Here is a 14,205-nt window from a genome sequence, read left to right as displayed (position 1 = left end):
GAGCCATGACGTCAGTGCGACAGCTTGATGCCGCTGCAGCGCAAGAACTGCTAAACGCGGCGCCTGCCGATCCGCTACTGTGCCGGCATTGGATTCGGGGAACGGCAGGATGAGCGCGGCAGGCAAGGCGTTGTGGTACATCGAAACCCATGCGGACCGGCCATTGGCACTGGCCGATATTGCAGCCGCAGCGGGGCTTTCGCCGTTCCATCTGTCACGCCTGTTCCAGGCCCGTACCGGCACGTCGGTGGTGCGTTATCTGCGGGGACGGCGCCTGACCGCTGCCGCGCAGCGGCTGGCCAACGGGGCGGGCGACATCCTGCAGGTGGCACTGGGCGCGGGCTACACCACCCATGCCGCGTTCACCCGCGCCTTCAGCGAGCAGTTCGGGCAGACCCCGGAACGGGTACGCGAACAAGGTACCGATGGACTGGCACTGGTGCAGGCGATCCGCGTGGACGATGCGCCGGCTGCCTGCGGTGAAGCGCCGCGCCTGCTCGATACCCCTGCCTTCCAGGTCGCGGGTATCGGCATGCGGCATACCCGCGACAGCGGCGGTGCGATTCCCAGGCAGTGGGCACAGCTCAACCGGGAATGGCTGGCGCCGGCGCCGATCAGCTTCGGCGTGTGCTGCAACAGCGATGACGACGGCGGCTTCGACTACATCGCCGCGCTGCCGCTCAGCGCGCTGTCCACCGTGCCCGCGCATTGGCAGCGGATCGACGTACCGGCACGTCGCTACCTGGTGGCATGGCACGGTCGGCATATCTCGACCATCCGCTCGACCTGGTTCTGGCTGCTGGACCACTACCTTCCCGGCTCCGGGCTCAGCCTGGCCGATGCACCGGACCTGGAACGCTACGACTCCCGCTTCGATGAGCATACCGGCAACGGCGGCGTGGAGATCTGGCTGCCGGTGGACGAGCGCCCACGCTGACAAGGAATCGACGATGCGCATGACAGCCACTGTGCTGGGACTGATGCTGATGGCCTCCGTGGGGGCCGCAAACGCCGCCGGGACCAGGATGGCAGGCGAACGCCACGGCACCACCACAGTGGCCAGCGCCGCGGTGCGCGATGCGCAGCACCGCGACGCCCTGCGCTACACGGTCTGGTATCCGGCGCCCGCTGGCAGCACGGAAGCCGCCCTGACCATCGGTCCGCCCGATGCACCGCTGTTCGACGTCGGCCGCTCAGCCATGGATGCGCCGATCGCGGGCAAGCGCCTGCCGACCCTGCTGCTCTCCCACGGCAACGGCGGCAGCGCGCGCATGATGGGCTGGCTGGGCACGGCATTGGCGCGCGCCGGGTATCTGGTGATCGCGGTCGATCATCCCGGCAACAACGGCGTGGACGAGATGACCCTGCCCGGCAGCGTACTGAGCTGGTTGCGTGCGGATGACCTGCGCGCGGCACTCGCTGCAGTACAGGCCGATCCGCTGCTGGGTGCGCATGTCGATCCTGAACGACTGGGTGTGGCCGGGTTCTCGGCCGGAGGCTACACCGCGCTGCTGGCCGCCGGTGCACGCCCCGACCTGCAGCGGCTGTTGGCCTTCTGCCGCGCGCACCCGGATGACGGCGTCTGCCGGCCACAACAGGAAACCGCCACGCACACGATGGAGGCGCGTGTTGCCGCTGCGGGCTCACCCGCGCTGTCCTCCTGGATCTCCCACGCCGACGACTCGCGCGCGATCCCTGGCGTGCGCGCGGTATTCCTGCTGGCGCCCGCGATCGTGCAGGCGTTCGCGCCCGAGCAGCTGTCCTCGCTGAGGCAGCCAGTGTCGATCATGCTCGGCGAGGCTGACACGGTTGCGCCACCGCAGAGCAATGGCGAGGCTGCACAGGCACTGATTCCGGGCGCTGCGCTGCAGCGTCTGCCGGATGTCGGTCACTACGACTTCCTGGCGGGCTGTACAGCGGTCGGTGTGCAGAGGCTGCCCGAGCTCTGCAGCAGTTCAGTTCCGAAGACGGGCACCCACGCGCAGGCAGTGGATGCCGCGGTGCGATTCTTCGCCGGAGCACTGCGGTAGTGGCCGCCGAGCGCGGCCCGGCGCTACAGTGGGCGCATCCAAGGAGGATCGGCCATGCGCCTGCTTCACCTCACCCTGCCGGTGTCCGACGTCACCACCGTCGCCGCGTATTTCCACGATGTGCTGCAGCAGCGCGTGGTCGGCAATCATGTGCACATCGGCTGGAGCACGATCGAACTGCAGCCGGCGGGTGATCATCCGGTCGGTGGCGTGCACCTGGCCTTCAACGTACCGGACAACCGCTTCAGCGAGGCGATGACCTGGTTGCGTGAGCGCACGCCGCTGCAACGCAATCCGGCGGGACTGGACTACTTCGCGCTGGAGAGCAGCTGGCAGTCGCAGTCGGTGTACTTCACTGGCCCTGACGGCCTGATCCTGGAACTGATCGGCCGCCGCCGTTTGCCGGCCAGCACGCGCGAAGGCGCGTTCCACGGCAGCGAACTGACCTGCCTGAGCGAAGTCGGCCTGCCCAGCCACGATGTCGACGCCGTGCGCGCGCAGTCCAACCGGAACTTTGGCCTGCAGCCGATCAGTACGGCCTCGCCGCAGTTCGCACCGATGGGCAACGACGAGGGCCTGCTGATCGTGGTTGCGGCGGATCGTCGCTGGTTCCCCGAGCAGAAGGACCTGCCGAATGCGCGCGGCCTGCAGCTGCAGGTCGGCGATGTGGCCGGCCCGGGCGTTGTGGAGGACGCCGCGCTCGGATGGCGGGTGCAGGCGGCCTGAGAACTACCAGCTGCCCGATGCGCCGCCGCCACCGCTGCGGCCGCCGCCTCCAGACCAGCTGCTGGAACTGCTCGACGACGAACTCGACGAGGACGGCGAACGGGACGACGTGCGTTCGCGGGATGAAGAAGCCCGGCCACGTGCGCGCTCGCCCGGCAGCATGGTGAACAACCACACGAAGTACAACAGTACGCCGCACACCCCGGACACGATCATCGCCAGCAATCGTGGATCGTCACCTTCGGCACGATGGATGGCCAGCAACGCGCCCACACCGTAGCCCAGGGTGAGCAGGACCAGCGCCGCCATGCGCACGGCGAAGCTGCTGCGGTTTTTCTTCCAGCGCGTGCGGCAAGCCTGCACCAGCAGGAACACCATCAGGGTGAGAACGCCCGCGGCGGCCTGCAGCAGCAGGTGCCGGGCCAGGCTCGGTGGCAGCTGGCCACGAAGCAGCGCCTGCGCAAGGAAGACCACGCTGAGCACCAGCATGCCGCACAGCACGATGCGCACACCTCGGCTGCGGCGCCAGCACCAGCCCAGCAGGGCCGCCACCGGCACGCCCAGCGCCAGCACGAAGCACAGGCCCGGCAGCACATGGCGTGGCAGCAGCAGCGCCACGCAGAGCACGCCCGCACCCACAACAGCGGTCACCAGCATCGGGCGGCCCCAGGCCGGCAAGGTCGGCCAGGTTGGTTTTGGTGCCGATGCATTGGCGGCCAGCGCCTTGCGTCGGCGCTCGCGACGGCTGCCGCTGAAATCGGCCTCGGTCTTCGCCGGTGGGAAGGGCGGCGGCGAGCGCCACAGCCCGGCCAGGAAACCGGCCAGCAGGGTCAATGCCACCACCGAATCGGCGCGGCGCCAGTCTGCGGGCAGCACGTTGCTGGCCGTCGGTTCTTCCCATGCCGGCAGGTCCTCGCCATCGATCAGCGCCACCATGATCTTCGTGCCATCGAGCACGCCCTGGTCGACATCGCCCTCACGGAAGCGCGGCACGATCGCGTTATCGATGATGCGAGCGGCGTACGCGTCGGGCAGCGCACCTTCCAGGCCATAGCCGGTCTGGATGCGCACGCGGCGGTCCTGCACCGCCACCAACAGCAGCACACCGTCATCGACACCGATCCGGCCCAGCTGCCACTGATCGAACACCCGCTGTGCGTAGGCCTCGATGCCCTCGCTGCCAACACTGGGCACCATCAGCACCTGCAGCTGCGCTCCTTTCCGCGCCTGCAGCTGCAGCGCCTGCGTGCGCAACGTGGCGCGGGTGTCGGCGGACAGCGCGTTGGCGGCATCCACCACCGGATCGTCCAGCGCAGGTATCGGGGTGACCGCCGTCGCTGCCATCGGCAGCAGGCACAGCAGCAACAGCAGCCACACGGTGGCGATCGCCTGCTGCATGGGGCGCGCCGGGTTCACGTACCCTGCCCTGCCTCGATCCGCGCATGCAGTGCCTGCAGCTGTGCCGCCGTCTGGTTGAACACCTGCAGATCGGCATCCACCAGGGCCGCCCAGTCAGGCGCGTGCCCCAGCAGTTGCGCCACCTGCTCGCTCGGCGCGCGGTCGAAGCCCTCGCCAAGCACGGCAAGATAGCGCTCACGGAACCCTTCGGGGTCGCGCTGGTCCTGCACGTACAGCTGCACGGCCAACAGCCCCGCATACAGGTAGTTCACCAGATAGTTCGGGTCTTCATACATCAGGCGCTTGGCGATCCAGCTGTTGCGCAGCTGCGGATAGCGCTCCGGCTGCTGGCCGAAGCGCGCCAGCACCTGGCCGGTCAGCGCATCCAGATCATCGGCGGTGCCCAAGGTGCCCGCGGCCACGCCCCGATAGATCGACTGCTCCAGCTGCGCTTCCTCGGAAGAGGTGAACAGCTGCAGCACCATGTCGTCCAGCAGCGATTTCAGGTAATAGGCTTTGGCGCGCGGATCCTCTGCCTGCTGGTACAGCTGGTCGCGGAAGCGCAGCTCGTTGTAGATCGCGAATGCCTCGGTCAACCACTGGCTGCCATTGCGCTGCAGCGGCGACGCATGACCGCGCTGCATCCACTCGCCGTGCACGGCATGACCGGCTTCATGGGCGATCTCGACGTCGCTTTCCAGATCACCACGGCGCACGCCAACGAACAGCATTGCCGGCACACCGGGAGCGCTCACCGGGAACGCGTCCTGGCTGCGGTCACCACGTTCGGTGGCCAGATCCATGCGCCGGTTGGCCGGATCGAGCAGCGCGCGCAGTTCCGCGACGTACGCCGGCCCCAGGTGCTGCATGGCATCGGCGGCGTTGTCGCGCAGCTGCGCCAGCGTCAGCACCGGTGGCGTGTATCCCGCATCGGGCAGCGTGGTATCCCAGAGCTGCGGCGCGTCGATGCCGGATCGCGCAGCGTGGCGCAGCAGCATGTCCTGATAGGCGCGGCGATCCCCGGCGTGCTGTTCGATCGCCACCAGCGTTGCATCCACTGCGGCAGTATCCAGGCCCATGCGCTGGTAGCCATATGCCGGCGCCGAGCCGTCACCCTGCAGGCGTGCGGCGGCGTCATTCACCTGCACCAGCCCCAGCAGCACCGAGGCCATCGGCTCACGGCGCGAGTGCAGCCCCTGCCAGTAGCCCTTCCAGCCGGCCTCGCGCAGGGCGCGGTCGGGCTGCTGGGCCAGCACCTGCTTGTCGCGCCCCGTGTCCCAGTGCCGACCGCCGTGCTCGATCTGCGGGTACTCGGCGCTGCGCAGGATCTGCCCGCGCAGGCGCGCGAAGCTGTCCAGCGCTGGATCGGCCAGTGCCTCCACGGCCTCATCCAACGCGGCGTTGGCCGGGGTGGCAGCCTCCTTCAGCGCCCGTGCGCGCAGGAAGCCATACGGTGCTGCCCACGCCGCATCTGCGGGCGCCTCGCGCAGTGCGGCGCGACCACTGCGAGCGATGCGGCTGCACAGCCCCGCTGCCTGCTCCATCGCCTGTGCCGGGCGAAGATCGCGCGCGTTGCGGGCGGACTGCAGGTGCAGGTAGGCGAGATGCCGCAGGCACTGCGCCTCCAGTGCCTCGGCCTGCTGGAAGCGTTCCGCCGGTGCGAGGGTGGACGCCTGTTGCAGGGCCTCGACGCGCTTGCCCAGCGCGTCGCGCGCGGTCTGTTCGGACGCGGCGCTGGCGAAGTAGGTGCGGTCATCGGCATGCACCGACTGTGCTTGCGCGCCGCTGAAGGGGGCTATCGCCAATACGGCGGCAATGGCGGCGGTGGTGGTGCGCTTCCTGAAAGCCTGCATCGGCGTCTCCCTGCCTGGACCAGGGATCGAGCCTAGCAGCCGCTGGCCCGCCGCGCCTGTGCCGGATCAGCCATCAGATCGACTCATCCTCACGCTTGACCAGCGTCCAGCAGGGCGCCTGCGCGAAGGTGTAGGTCTGCTGGTCGCTGCTGTCCGGCGTACGGATCTGCACCTGCCGCTGTCCATCGGCCAGAGGGCTGACCTGCATTTCGCGGCCCTGCCCGGCCAGTGCGGCGGGATCAGGCATCACCGGCCACTCGACATCGGCCAGCGCCAGCCGGCTTTCCACCTTGCGCGGTTCCGGCTCGGCCTCGGCATCGATGTAGCTGTCCAGCAGCGGATCGGCGGTGGCCTTTTCCTGCAACGCGATCTCGTTGCCGAAATGCTTCAGGAACGCATCGAAGTCCGGGTAGGGGCACTCACTGCGTGCAGCCACAGCCGTGGGCTCGATAGCGGCGGTCGCCGGTACAGCTGCGGCAGGCACGGTTTCGGCCGCGGTCTGCGGTGCCTGCGGCGCTGGCGTGCAGGCAACCAGCACCACGCCGCAGGCAAGCGTCAGCAGTGCGGCAGAACGGTAACGACGCATGGGCTCATCCTGAATCCGGCCCGGTCGCTCCATGCTACCGCGCACCCTACAATTCCGGCATTCCGCCTGTCCGAGAGTCCTCATGCATCGCCTCCTGCTCCTGATCGGCCTGCTGCTGCCCGCCCTGTGGCCGGCGGTGGCGAGGGCCGTCGATGTCCACGAGGGCGACCTGCTGTTCGTCACCGCCGGCCGCAGCGGTCTCAGTGCGGCCATCGACGATGCCACCGGCAAGCAGGGCGCACCCAGCTTCGATCACGTCGCGCTGGTCGCTTCCGCGCCGAAGGGCTGGGAGGTATTGCATGCAGACGAGAAAGGATCGCGCCGGCAATCGCTGGTCGAATTCCGCCAGGAGGCGCGCGCCAAGCAGCGGCAGATCGTGGTCTATCGCCTGCGCGCGCCGCAGCAGGCGGCGATCAGGGATGCGATCGCCACCGCGCGCACGATGCTGGACAAGCCGTACAACACGTCGTATGTGTTGAACGAGGACAGCTACTACTGTTCCGACTTCATCGAACGTGCGTTTCGTGCGCACCATGTATTCGCGTTGCAGCCGATGAACTTCCGCAATCCGCAGACCGGGCAGATCGCCCAGCACTGGATTGATCTGTACCGCGGCATGGGCATGGACGTGCCGCAGGATCAGCCTGGCACCAATCCGAACGACATGTCGGCGGCACCGGTCCTGCAGCGCATCGGGGTGCTGGAATAAGCGAAGCCCCGCGCAAGGCGGGGCTTCACCGGTCACTCCGCATGCGCGGCGCGGTCATTCTTCTTCGTCGTGGCCGCCCTGCTGCTGGTTGCGCTCTTTGCGCTGCTGATCCTGCTGTTGTTGCTGCTGTTGCTGTTGGTCACGACGCCCCTGCTGCTGATCCTGCTGGTTCTGCTGGCCTTGCTGCTTCTGGTTCGGGTTCTGGTTCTGCTGTGCCATGTCCGTTCTCCGAAAGCCACGCGCGGAATGCGGTGGACGGGGCCATCGTCTGCAGCGAAGAGTTAATCGCGCGTTGGCGGGCGGCTACACCTGTGTGTACGCCTGTGAATGAACGCGCAGAGCCCCTTGCAGCACAAGCCGCTGAAGGATTCATGCAGGTTCGGCATGTGCTCATGCAGGCGGCGCGGGTCCGCGCATTCATGGCGTGCTCCGCTGGAAACACGCGCTGAACGAGGCTGGCGTCCTGTTCGGGCACGGACGCCAGCCTTGCATTCAGGGCATCACCGGTGGCACATACGCCAGGGTCATGCCCAGCAGCCACAGCAGGCCCAGCACCAGCGGAATGTGCACCAGCAACTGGATGAAGGTGAAGCCGACGATGTCGCGTGCCTTCAGGCCCAGCACGCCCAGCAGCGGCAGCATCCAGAACGGGTTGATCAGGTTCGGCAGCGCTTCGGCCGCGTTGTAGACCTGCACCGCCCAGCCCAGGTGCGCTTTCAGTTCATTGGCGGCCTGCATCACGTACGGCGCCTCGATGATCCACTTGCCACCACCGGACGGCACGAAGAAGCCCAGCACCGCCGAGTAGACGCCCATCACCAGCGCAAACGAATCGGTGCTGGCCACGTGCACGAACAGGCTCGACAACCGGTGCGCCAACGTCTGCCCATCGCCGCCGGCAGCGTGGGTGAGGATCATCGCGATGCCACCGTACAGCGGGAACTGGATCAGTACGCCGGTGGTGCTCGGTACCGCCTTGGCCACCGCGTTGAGGAAACTGCGCGGCCGCCAGTGCAACAGCAGGCCCAGCGAAATGAATAGGAAGTTGTAGGTATTGAGGTTGGCGATGGCGGTGATCACCGGCTTGTTGGCGAACTCGTTGAACAGCCAGCCGAACGCCAGCAGCGAGAGCAGCACGGTCAGCAGCGGGCTGTACTCCAGCCATTCGCCCGGGCGCGTGCGTCGCTGCAGCGGCTCCGGCTCGGCCTGCGCAGCGCCGGGGAACTCCTCGGCGGTGCGGGCGCTGGCGGCGGCGGGTGCGGTCAACCAGGCAATCAGCAGCGAGACCAGGATCAGCACCGAGGTCAGCGCGATCGACTGCCACAGGAAGATGGTTTCGGTGAACGGCAATACGCCGGTGATCTCGACCAGTCCCGGCGGCATGCTGGCCGGGTTGGCCTGCAGCTGTGCGGCCGAGGAACTCAGCCCCATCGCCCACACCGCACCGAGGCCGAGATACGCCGAAGCACCGGCCGCGCGGTAGTCCATGCGCAGTTCGGTACGGCGGGCCAGCGCGCGCACCAGCAGTCCGCCGAACACCAGCGAGAAACCCCAGCTGAGCAGCGAGGCCAGCATGCTGACCAGGCCCACGTACACTACCGCACCACGGCCAGTGCGCGGCACCCGGGCGAGGAAGTCGATGAAGCGTGCGACCACCGGCGCGGTGGCCACGGCGTAGCCGCCGATGACCACGAAGGCCATCTGCATGGTGAAGGGAATCAGGCTCCAGAAGCCGTCACCGAAGGCGCTGGCGGTAGCCTGCGGGGTCGAGCCGAAGCCCATCGCGGCCAGCGCGACGATGACCACGCCCAGCACCGCGAACACGTACGCATCGGGGAACCACTTTTCCGCCCAGGCGGCCGAGCGCAGCGCAGCGCGCGCCATCCAGCCGTCCTGTACTGCTGCCGTCGAGGCCATCGCCTACCCTCCCAGGTTCGATGGACCGATTCTGGGCGGTGGGGTGCGGGCTGTCTGCCACCTATTGGTCGTAGGTGGCGGGGTCGGATCCCTCTCCACAGGAGAGGGCTCTGACCCCGAGCCGGGTATCGGCGCGGCAGAAGGGTCAGAGCCCTTTCCCACAGGAAAAGGGATCCGACCCTGGGCTCAACGCAGCGCCAGGTCCACGGCAATGCCGGCAAACAGCGCGGCGCCCACCCAGTTGTTGTGCAGGAACGCCTTGAAGCACGGGCCGCGTTCGCGGTTGCGGCAGATCCAGAATTCGTACACCACCAGCGCAGTGGCCACGGCCACGCCGGCCAGGTAGTACCCACCCAGCCCGCCGCGTACGCCTACCAGCGCCATGGTGGCCAGGAACAGTGCATACAACACGCCCTGGATGACCAGATCAAGGTCGCCGAACAGGATCGCGGTGGAGTGCGAGCCCATCTTCAGGTCGTCCTCGCGGTCGACCATGGCGTACCAGGTGTCGTAGGCGGTGGACCACAGGATGTTGCCGGCATACAGCAGCCAGCCCAGCATCGGCACCTCGCCCTGCACGGCGGCGAACGCCATCGGGATGCCCCAGCCGAACGACATGCCCAGGTAGACCTGCGGCAGATGGGTGTAGCGCTTCAGGTACGGGTAGCTGGCGGCCAGGAACACGCCGATGAAGCTGAGGCCGATGGTCAGCCCGTTCAGGGTCAGCACCAGGCCGAATGCCACCAGCATCAACACCGCGAACAACGCCAGCGCAGCGCGGCCACTGATCGCACCGGTGGCCAGCGGACGCGCCTTGGTACGCTCCACATGCGGGTCGAGCCAGCGGTCGGCGTAGTCGTTGATGACGCAACCGGCCGAACGGGTCAGCCACACGCCGGCGGTGAACACGAACAGCGTCCACAGCGGCGGCAGGCCGCCCGCGGCCAGCCACAACGCCCACCAGGTGGGCCACAGCAGCAGCAACGTGCCGATCGGGCGATCAGCGCGCATCAGACTCCAGTAATGCCGCCAACGCGGCGTCGCCGGCGACTGCGGCGAAGTGAGGGGGGTATCAGCCATGGCGATAGGATACTCCTGCCCCTCTGGCAGGGCTTTGCCCGTGGGGGGAGATTTGTTCGGCGAAACTGGATAGAATGCCGGTCCCGCACCGCTTCATGGCGCTGCGATGCCCGCCCCGGCACCGGCCGACGGCGCGGCGGTTCTACAACGCGCCCGTAGCTCAGCCGGATAGAGTAGTGGCTTCCGAAGCCATTGGTCGGGGGTTCGAATCCCTCCGGGCGCGCCATCTCCCCCCGCTTGTTGCCTGCACGCTGCTATCCGCGCTGGACGTTGCCGCGCGCATCATCAACACTGCGCGCATGACGCCACCGGATCTGCTGCAGCTGGCGGCAGGCGCTGCGATTCTGGGCCTGGCCGCCTTGTCCACCGGAGTGAGCTTCGGCCGCGCTCGGCGTGGCAGTCATCTGCTCACCACCTTCTTCGCCTGTTTCGCCGCCGCCAATCTGTTCGGGCTGGTGCTGTTGGGTGGCCAGGCGTGGCTGTCGGCCGACGCGGTGCGCTGGCTGCGGGTCATCGAGGTGCCGCTGGTCTATCTGCTGGGCCCGTTGCTGTACGGCCATGCACGTGCACTGCTGGCGCCCGCGCGGGAGCATACGTCGCCGTTGCCGCTCGCGCATCTGCTGCCGGCCGTTCTCGCGTTCGTCATTTCCCTGCTGAACGCAGTCGCGCCTTTCAAGGCCTCGCCACTGGGCAATGCGCTGTTCCAGCTCAGCTTCCATGGCTGGCTGCTGCAGGGTGCACCCTACCTGCTGGCCACGCTGTGGCTCTCGCTGCGTACGTCGTCGGCCCCGCGCGGAGCCGCCATCCAGCACAGCGGGCTGCGCGGGCTGGCGATCGTGATGGCGGGGTGCTGGCTTGCCAGCACGATGAACCGGTGGCCGCCGGATACCGCTCCGCTGCTGGCCAGCATCGGGCTCAGTCTGCTGACCACCGCCGGCATGTATCTGCTGGCCTGCCGTGTGGTGCGGCAGCAGCTGCGCGCGTCTGTGAGCGCCGCAGTACCGGACATGGGGAACCTTGTCCCCGCGCCCACCGAGGACGTCGCCGTCGCACGCTACCAGCGCTCGGGCATCGACGCGGCGCAATGCGCGGCCATCGCCAGCGCGCTGACCGCATTGATGCAGGACCAACGCCTGCATGAAGCCCCCGGACTCGATCTCCAGGGCTTGAGCCAGCATAGCGGCTGGTCACCGAACCAGGTCTCGCAGGCGCTCAACCAGGGCCTGGGCCAGAGCTTCTCCGAGTTCGTGACCGGTTTCCGCATCACGGCGGCGAAATCCTGCCTCTCCGACCCGGCTGACCCACGCAGCGTGCTGGACATCGGCCTTGCCGCCGGCTTCGGCAGCAAGTCCACGTTCAACAGCGCGTTCAAGCGCGCCACCGGGCAGACCCCCAGCGAATACCGCCGCAGCTGCACCACGTCCGGCTGAACGTCCAATCCTTCACGCCCGGTCGAACAGCGCCCGCCGCTGCGTTGCCATCAGCGCTCGACCCGACGAAGAAGGTGATGCGATGCGATGGCAACGGATGATGTTCGGCCTGCTGTGGATGCTGGCGGTTCCCGTGCAGGCTGCGGTGGGGGATGCGGCGGGTGTGCTGGCCCGGGCCCGTGCAGCCAGTGGCGGCGAGCCGTGGCTGTCGGTACAGCGCCTGCAGGCTGAAGGCGAGCAGTCGGTCGGTGGCTTTCAGGGCCGCTGGCAGCTCAACCAGGACCTGCGCGCCGGTCGCTATGCCGAACAGGCGCAGCTGGGGGCCTTCACTGTTGCCCAGGGTTTCGACGGCCAGCGGTCCTGGCGGCGTGACTACGGCGGTGAGGTCGGCCTGCTGGACGGCACCGTGCCACGCCGCACCGCGCGCACGCAGGCGTGGCTGGCCACCCGCGCCTATTGGTCCAGCGCCTATCCTGCCTCCCGCTTCGCGGGCCCACGCACCGAGGTCCACGACGGGCAGCGCTTTGACGTGCTGTCGACGACGCCGGAGGGCGCGGACCCGATCGAGCTCTGGTTCGACACCCGCAGCGGCCAGCTCGGCCGGGTGATCATCGCCTCCGCGCGCACACCCACCGCCACCACGCTGGAAGACTACCGGGCGGTCGATGGCCTGCTGCTGCCCCATCGCATCGTCACCGATACGCTCGATTCCCAGGGCCGTGCCGACCCGCGCCTGCGCAGCGACGTGCAGGTGCAGCGCTACCAGGTGGATGGGCCGGTAGCGGACACCGTGTATGCGCCGCCGGTGATGGCCCACGACAGCTACATCGAAGATGCCAGCGGCACCACCCGCATTCCGTTCGACCTGGTCAACAACCATGTCTACATCGAAGCCGAAGTGGACGGCCAGCCGGCGCGATTCCTGGTGGATACCGGCGCCATCAACCTGCTGACGCCCACCGGCGCCAAGCGCCTGGGGCTGACCACCACAGGCCGCCTGAGCGTGCATGGTGCCGGTGACAACGCCAGCGACCTGGGCCTGACACAGGCCCGCCACCTGCGCATCGGTGGCGCGCACCTTGCAAACCCGGTGTTCCACATCATCGACCTCGGCCAGCAGATCAACTCGATGGGCGTGCCGCATGATGGCTTCATCGGCTACGAGACCTTCCTGCGCTTCGTCACCACCTTCGACTATGGCGCGCGCGTGCTCAGCTTCACCCGGCCGGGCCACTACCAGCCGCCCGCCAACGCGGTGGTGCTGCCGTTCGAACAGGACGACCGCGCGCCGGTACTGAATGGCGAGTTGGACGGCATTCCACTGCGCTTGTGGCTGGACACCGGCTCACGCAACTCGCTGAGCCTGAGCAGCCCGTTCGTGCGCACCCATCGTTTGTTGGAGAAGTACCACGCCAGCGAGGAGGCCGTGCTTGGATGGGGCCTCGGTGGCCCAGGCCGCGCGCGACCGGCCCGGCTCGGTGTGCTGCGCATGGGCGACATCAAGGTCACCGGCCTGGTGGGTGATCTGTCCAGCACCGACAAGGGCGCGCTGGCCCTGGCCGACTATGGCGCGATCCTGGGCGGCGGCGTGCTGCGGCGCTTCTCCATGGGCATCGACTACGGCACCAAGCGCCTTTATCTGGTGCCCAACACTGAAAGCACGCAGTCCGATGCCTTCGACCGCAGCGGACTGTGGCTGCAGGCCGAGGACGGTGCACTGCGCGTAACCGATGTAGCGCCGACCAGCGCCGGTGCACGCGCCGGCCTGCGCAGGGATGACTGCATCGTCATGATTGCGGGAGAGCCGATTGCCGCACGGATACTGGGGGACTGGCGTGCGCTGCTGCGCGAGCGTCCGGTGGGAACGCGCGTTGGCATCCGCTATCTACGCGATGGCCGGCAGATGGATACCGAACTGGTGCTGGCGGACCGGGTGGCAGCAGGTTGGCCTGCCGATTGAGCTGGGACCGACGCGAATACCGTAGGACATCCATCGATAGCCATCATGGAATGCGGCTGCGCGGCGCCGGTTCTGCGGTGCCGCCGGTGGATGGTGCGCAAGGCCCGCGCGCGTAGCTGTAATCGGGATCCCGGCAGGCGCGCACGATCGGACTTCGTGCGTGCCTGATCACGCCGGGGAACCAGGACAACACCAACACCACGGCCCAGATCGCAGCCAACCAGAACCATCGACCCGAGGCATAGGCCCAGATCATGGGCAATGCAGCGAGCAGCACGACGATCTGCGTATACAGCAGGTAGAGCGTATGCAGGCCCAAACGGGGATCCGAGCGCAGCACCACGCCACATCCCCTGCATGCCGTCTTCGCCTGCCGTCTCGATGCGGAAAGCAGCGGGAATCGCTGCCCGGCAGCGCCGCACAGTGGACAGGTGAAGGTCAGCACGCGCATCCGGAAGCTCCTCTCCACCGATTGGCGTCATCTGCCAGGTACGTATCCGAGCCTAGCATGGGCGT

At 67.9% G+C, this 14,205-nt stretch carries 13 protein-coding genes and 1 tRNA gene; 7 read left to right on the top strand and 7 right to left on the bottom strand.

Features of this window, described 5'->3' with window-relative positions; all coding sequences use genetic code 11:
• The first annotated feature begins 109 nt into the window (after nucleotides 1-109).
• The 3 genes from VPH47_RS01095 to VPH47_RS01085 are packed head-to-tail and all read left to right on the top strand — an operon-like array spanning nucleotide 110 to nucleotide 2,756.
• Nucleotides 110-937: a helix-turn-helix domain-containing protein gene (locus VPH47_RS01095; RefSeq protein WP_368849938.1), complete on the top strand. Its 828-nt coding sequence runs from the start codon at nucleotides 110-112 to the stop codon at nucleotides 935-937.
• Between the two features lie 13 nt (nucleotides 938-950).
• A complete protein-coding gene (locus tag VPH47_RS01090; protein ID WP_368849937.1) occupies nucleotides 951-2,030 on the top strand; it encodes an alpha/beta hydrolase family protein in 1,080 nt (359 codons plus the stop codon).
• 54 nt (nucleotides 2,031-2,084) lie between these two features.
• Nucleotides 2,085-2,756: a VOC family protein gene (locus tag VPH47_RS01085; RefSeq protein ID WP_368849936.1), complete on the top strand. Its 672-nt coding sequence runs from the start codon at nucleotides 2,085-2,087 to the stop codon at nucleotides 2,754-2,756.
• A gap of 3 nt (nucleotides 2,757-2,759) precedes the next feature.
• Here VPH47_RS01085 and VPH47_RS01080 read toward each other — a convergent pair whose 3' ends face one another.
• The 3 genes from VPH47_RS01080 to VPH47_RS01070 all read right to left on the bottom strand — a co-directional run bounded on the left by VPH47_RS01080 (nucleotide 2,760) and on the right by VPH47_RS01070 (nucleotide 6,593).
• Nucleotides 2,760-4,154, bottom strand: a complete 1,395-nt coding sequence (locus VPH47_RS01080; protein ID WP_368849935.1) for a YgcG family protein — start codon at nucleotides 4,152-4,154, stop codon at nucleotides 2,760-2,762.
• Nucleotides 4,155-4,168: 14 nt separating this feature from the next.
• Complete coding sequence (locus VPH47_RS01075; protein ID WP_368849934.1) at nucleotides 4,169-6,007, bottom strand: M3 family metallopeptidase; 1,839 nt, start codon at nucleotides 6,005-6,007, stop codon at nucleotides 4,169-4,171.
• Between the two features lie 73 nt (nucleotides 6,008-6,080).
• The gene (locus VPH47_RS01070; RefSeq protein ID WP_164161947.1) at nucleotides 6,081-6,593 is read right to left on the bottom strand and encodes a hypothetical protein; all 513 of its coding nucleotides are present in this window, start codon (nucleotides 6,591-6,593) and stop codon (nucleotides 6,081-6,083) included.
• 82 nt (nucleotides 6,594-6,675) lie between these two features.
• Between VPH47_RS01070 and VPH47_RS01065 the strand changes: the two genes are divergently transcribed.
• On the top strand, nucleotides 6,676-7,302 hold the full coding sequence (locus VPH47_RS01065; RefSeq protein WP_368849933.1) for a YiiX/YebB-like N1pC/P60 family cysteine hydrolase: 627 nt from the start codon (nucleotides 6,676-6,678) through the stop codon (nucleotides 7,300-7,302).
• Between the two features lie 54 nt (nucleotides 7,303-7,356).
• Here VPH47_RS01065 and VPH47_RS01060 read toward each other — a convergent pair whose 3' ends face one another.
• The 3 genes from VPH47_RS01060 to ubiA all read right to left on the bottom strand — a co-directional run bounded on the left by VPH47_RS01060 (nucleotide 7,357) and on the right by ubiA (nucleotide 10,299).
• Nucleotides 7,357-7,521 carry a hypothetical protein gene (locus VPH47_RS01060; RefSeq protein ID WP_180848063.1) on the bottom strand — a complete coding sequence of 55 codons (165 nt, stop codon included), beginning with the start codon at nucleotides 7,519-7,521 and terminating at the stop codon, nucleotides 7,357-7,359.
• A 273-nt stretch (nucleotides 7,522-7,794) separates the two neighbouring features.
• Complete coding sequence (locus VPH47_RS01055; protein WP_180854520.1) at nucleotides 7,795-9,219, bottom strand: short-chain fatty acid transporter; 1,425 nt, start codon at nucleotides 9,217-9,219, stop codon at nucleotides 7,795-7,797.
• Between the two features lie 186 nt (nucleotides 9,220-9,405).
• Complete coding sequence (ubiA, locus tag VPH47_RS01050; protein WP_005411493.1) at nucleotides 9,406-10,299, bottom strand: 4-hydroxybenzoate octaprenyltransferase; 894 nt, start codon at nucleotides 10,297-10,299, stop codon at nucleotides 9,406-9,408.
• Between the two features lie 149 nt (nucleotides 10,300-10,448).
• Between ubiA and VPH47_RS01045 the strand changes: the two genes are divergently transcribed.
• From VPH47_RS01045 to VPH47_RS01035, 3 genes are all read left to right on the top strand, one after another.
• Nucleotides 10,449-10,525: transfer RNA gene (locus VPH47_RS01045), tRNA-Arg, on the top strand.
• Nucleotides 10,526-10,598: 73 nt separating this feature from the next.
• A complete protein-coding gene (locus VPH47_RS01040; RefSeq protein ID WP_368849932.1) occupies nucleotides 10,599-11,729 on the top strand; it encodes a helix-turn-helix transcriptional regulator in 1,131 nt (376 codons plus the stop codon).
• A gap of 82 nt (nucleotides 11,730-11,811) precedes the next feature.
• Nucleotides 11,812-13,689, top strand: a complete 1,878-nt coding sequence (locus VPH47_RS01035; RefSeq protein WP_368849931.1) for an aspartyl protease family protein — start codon at nucleotides 11,812-11,814, stop codon at nucleotides 13,687-13,689.
• A 43-nt stretch (nucleotides 13,690-13,732) separates the two neighbouring features.
• On the opposite strand, the gene VPH47_RS01030 is transcribed toward VPH47_RS01035, so the two are convergent.
• Nucleotides 13,733-14,140, bottom strand: coding sequence for a hypothetical protein (locus VPH47_RS01030; RefSeq protein ID WP_368849930.1), 408 nt, complete (start codon nucleotides 14,138-14,140; stop codon nucleotides 13,733-13,735).
• Nucleotides 14,141-14,205: the final 65 nt, after the last annotated feature.

This window comes from Stenotrophomonas sp. WED208, assembly GCF_040984485.1.
In the GTDB taxonomy this organism is placed as follows: Bacteria; Pseudomonadota; Gammaproteobacteria; order Xanthomonadales; family Xanthomonadaceae; genus Stenotrophomonas; species Stenotrophomonas riyadhensis.
This window is presented reverse-complemented; position numbering and strand designations above follow the sequence as displayed.

What these genes read in the sequence shown, in the direction of transcription:
- VPH47_RS01095 (WP_368849938.1), top strand. Translation starts at nt 110, where the DNA reads ATGAGCGCGGCAGGCAAGGCGTTGTGGTACATCGAAACCCATGCGGAC.
- VPH47_RS01090 (WP_368849937.1), top strand. Translation starts at nt 951, where the DNA reads ATGCGCATGACAGCCACTGTGCTGGGACTGATGCTGATGGCCTCCGTG.
- VPH47_RS01085 (WP_368849936.1), top strand. Translation starts at nt 2,085, where the DNA reads ATGCGCCTGCTTCACCTCACCCTGCCGGTGTCCGACGTCACCACCGTC.
- VPH47_RS01080 (WP_368849935.1), bottom strand. Translation starts at nt 4,154, where the DNA reads ATGCAGCAGGCGATCGCCACCGTGTGGCTGCTGTTGCTGCTGTGCCTG.
- VPH47_RS01075 (WP_368849934.1), bottom strand. Translation starts at nt 6,007, where the DNA reads ATGCAGGCTTTCAGGAAGCGCACCACCACCGCCGCCATTGCCGCCGTA.
- VPH47_RS01070 (WP_164161947.1), bottom strand. Translation starts at nt 6,593, where the DNA reads ATGCGTCGTTACCGTTCTGCCGCACTGCTGACGCTTGCCTGCGGCGTG.
- VPH47_RS01065 (WP_368849933.1), top strand. Translation starts at nt 6,676, where the DNA reads ATGCATCGCCTCCTGCTCCTGATCGGCCTGCTGCTGCCCGCCCTGTGG.
- VPH47_RS01060 (WP_180848063.1), bottom strand. Translation starts at nt 7,521, where the DNA reads ATGGCACAGCAGAACCAGAACCCGAACCAGAAGCAGCAAGGCCAGCAG.
- VPH47_RS01055 (WP_180854520.1), bottom strand. Translation starts at nt 9,219, where the DNA reads ATGGCCTCGACGGCAGCAGTACAGGACGGCTGGATGGCGCGCGCTGCG.
- ubiA (WP_005411493.1), bottom strand. Translation starts at nt 10,299, where the DNA reads ATGGCTGATACCCCCCTCACTTCGCCGCAGTCGCCGGCGACGCCGCGT.
- VPH47_RS01040 (WP_368849932.1), top strand. Translation starts at nt 10,599, where the DNA reads ATGACGCCACCGGATCTGCTGCAGCTGGCGGCAGGCGCTGCGATTCTG.
- VPH47_RS01035 (WP_368849931.1), top strand. Translation starts at nt 11,812, where the DNA reads ATGCGATGGCAACGGATGATGTTCGGCCTGCTGTGGATGCTGGCGGTT.
- VPH47_RS01030 (WP_368849930.1), bottom strand. Translation starts at nt 14,140, where the DNA reads ATGCGCGTGCTGACCTTCACCTGTCCACTGTGCGGCGCTGCCGGGCAG.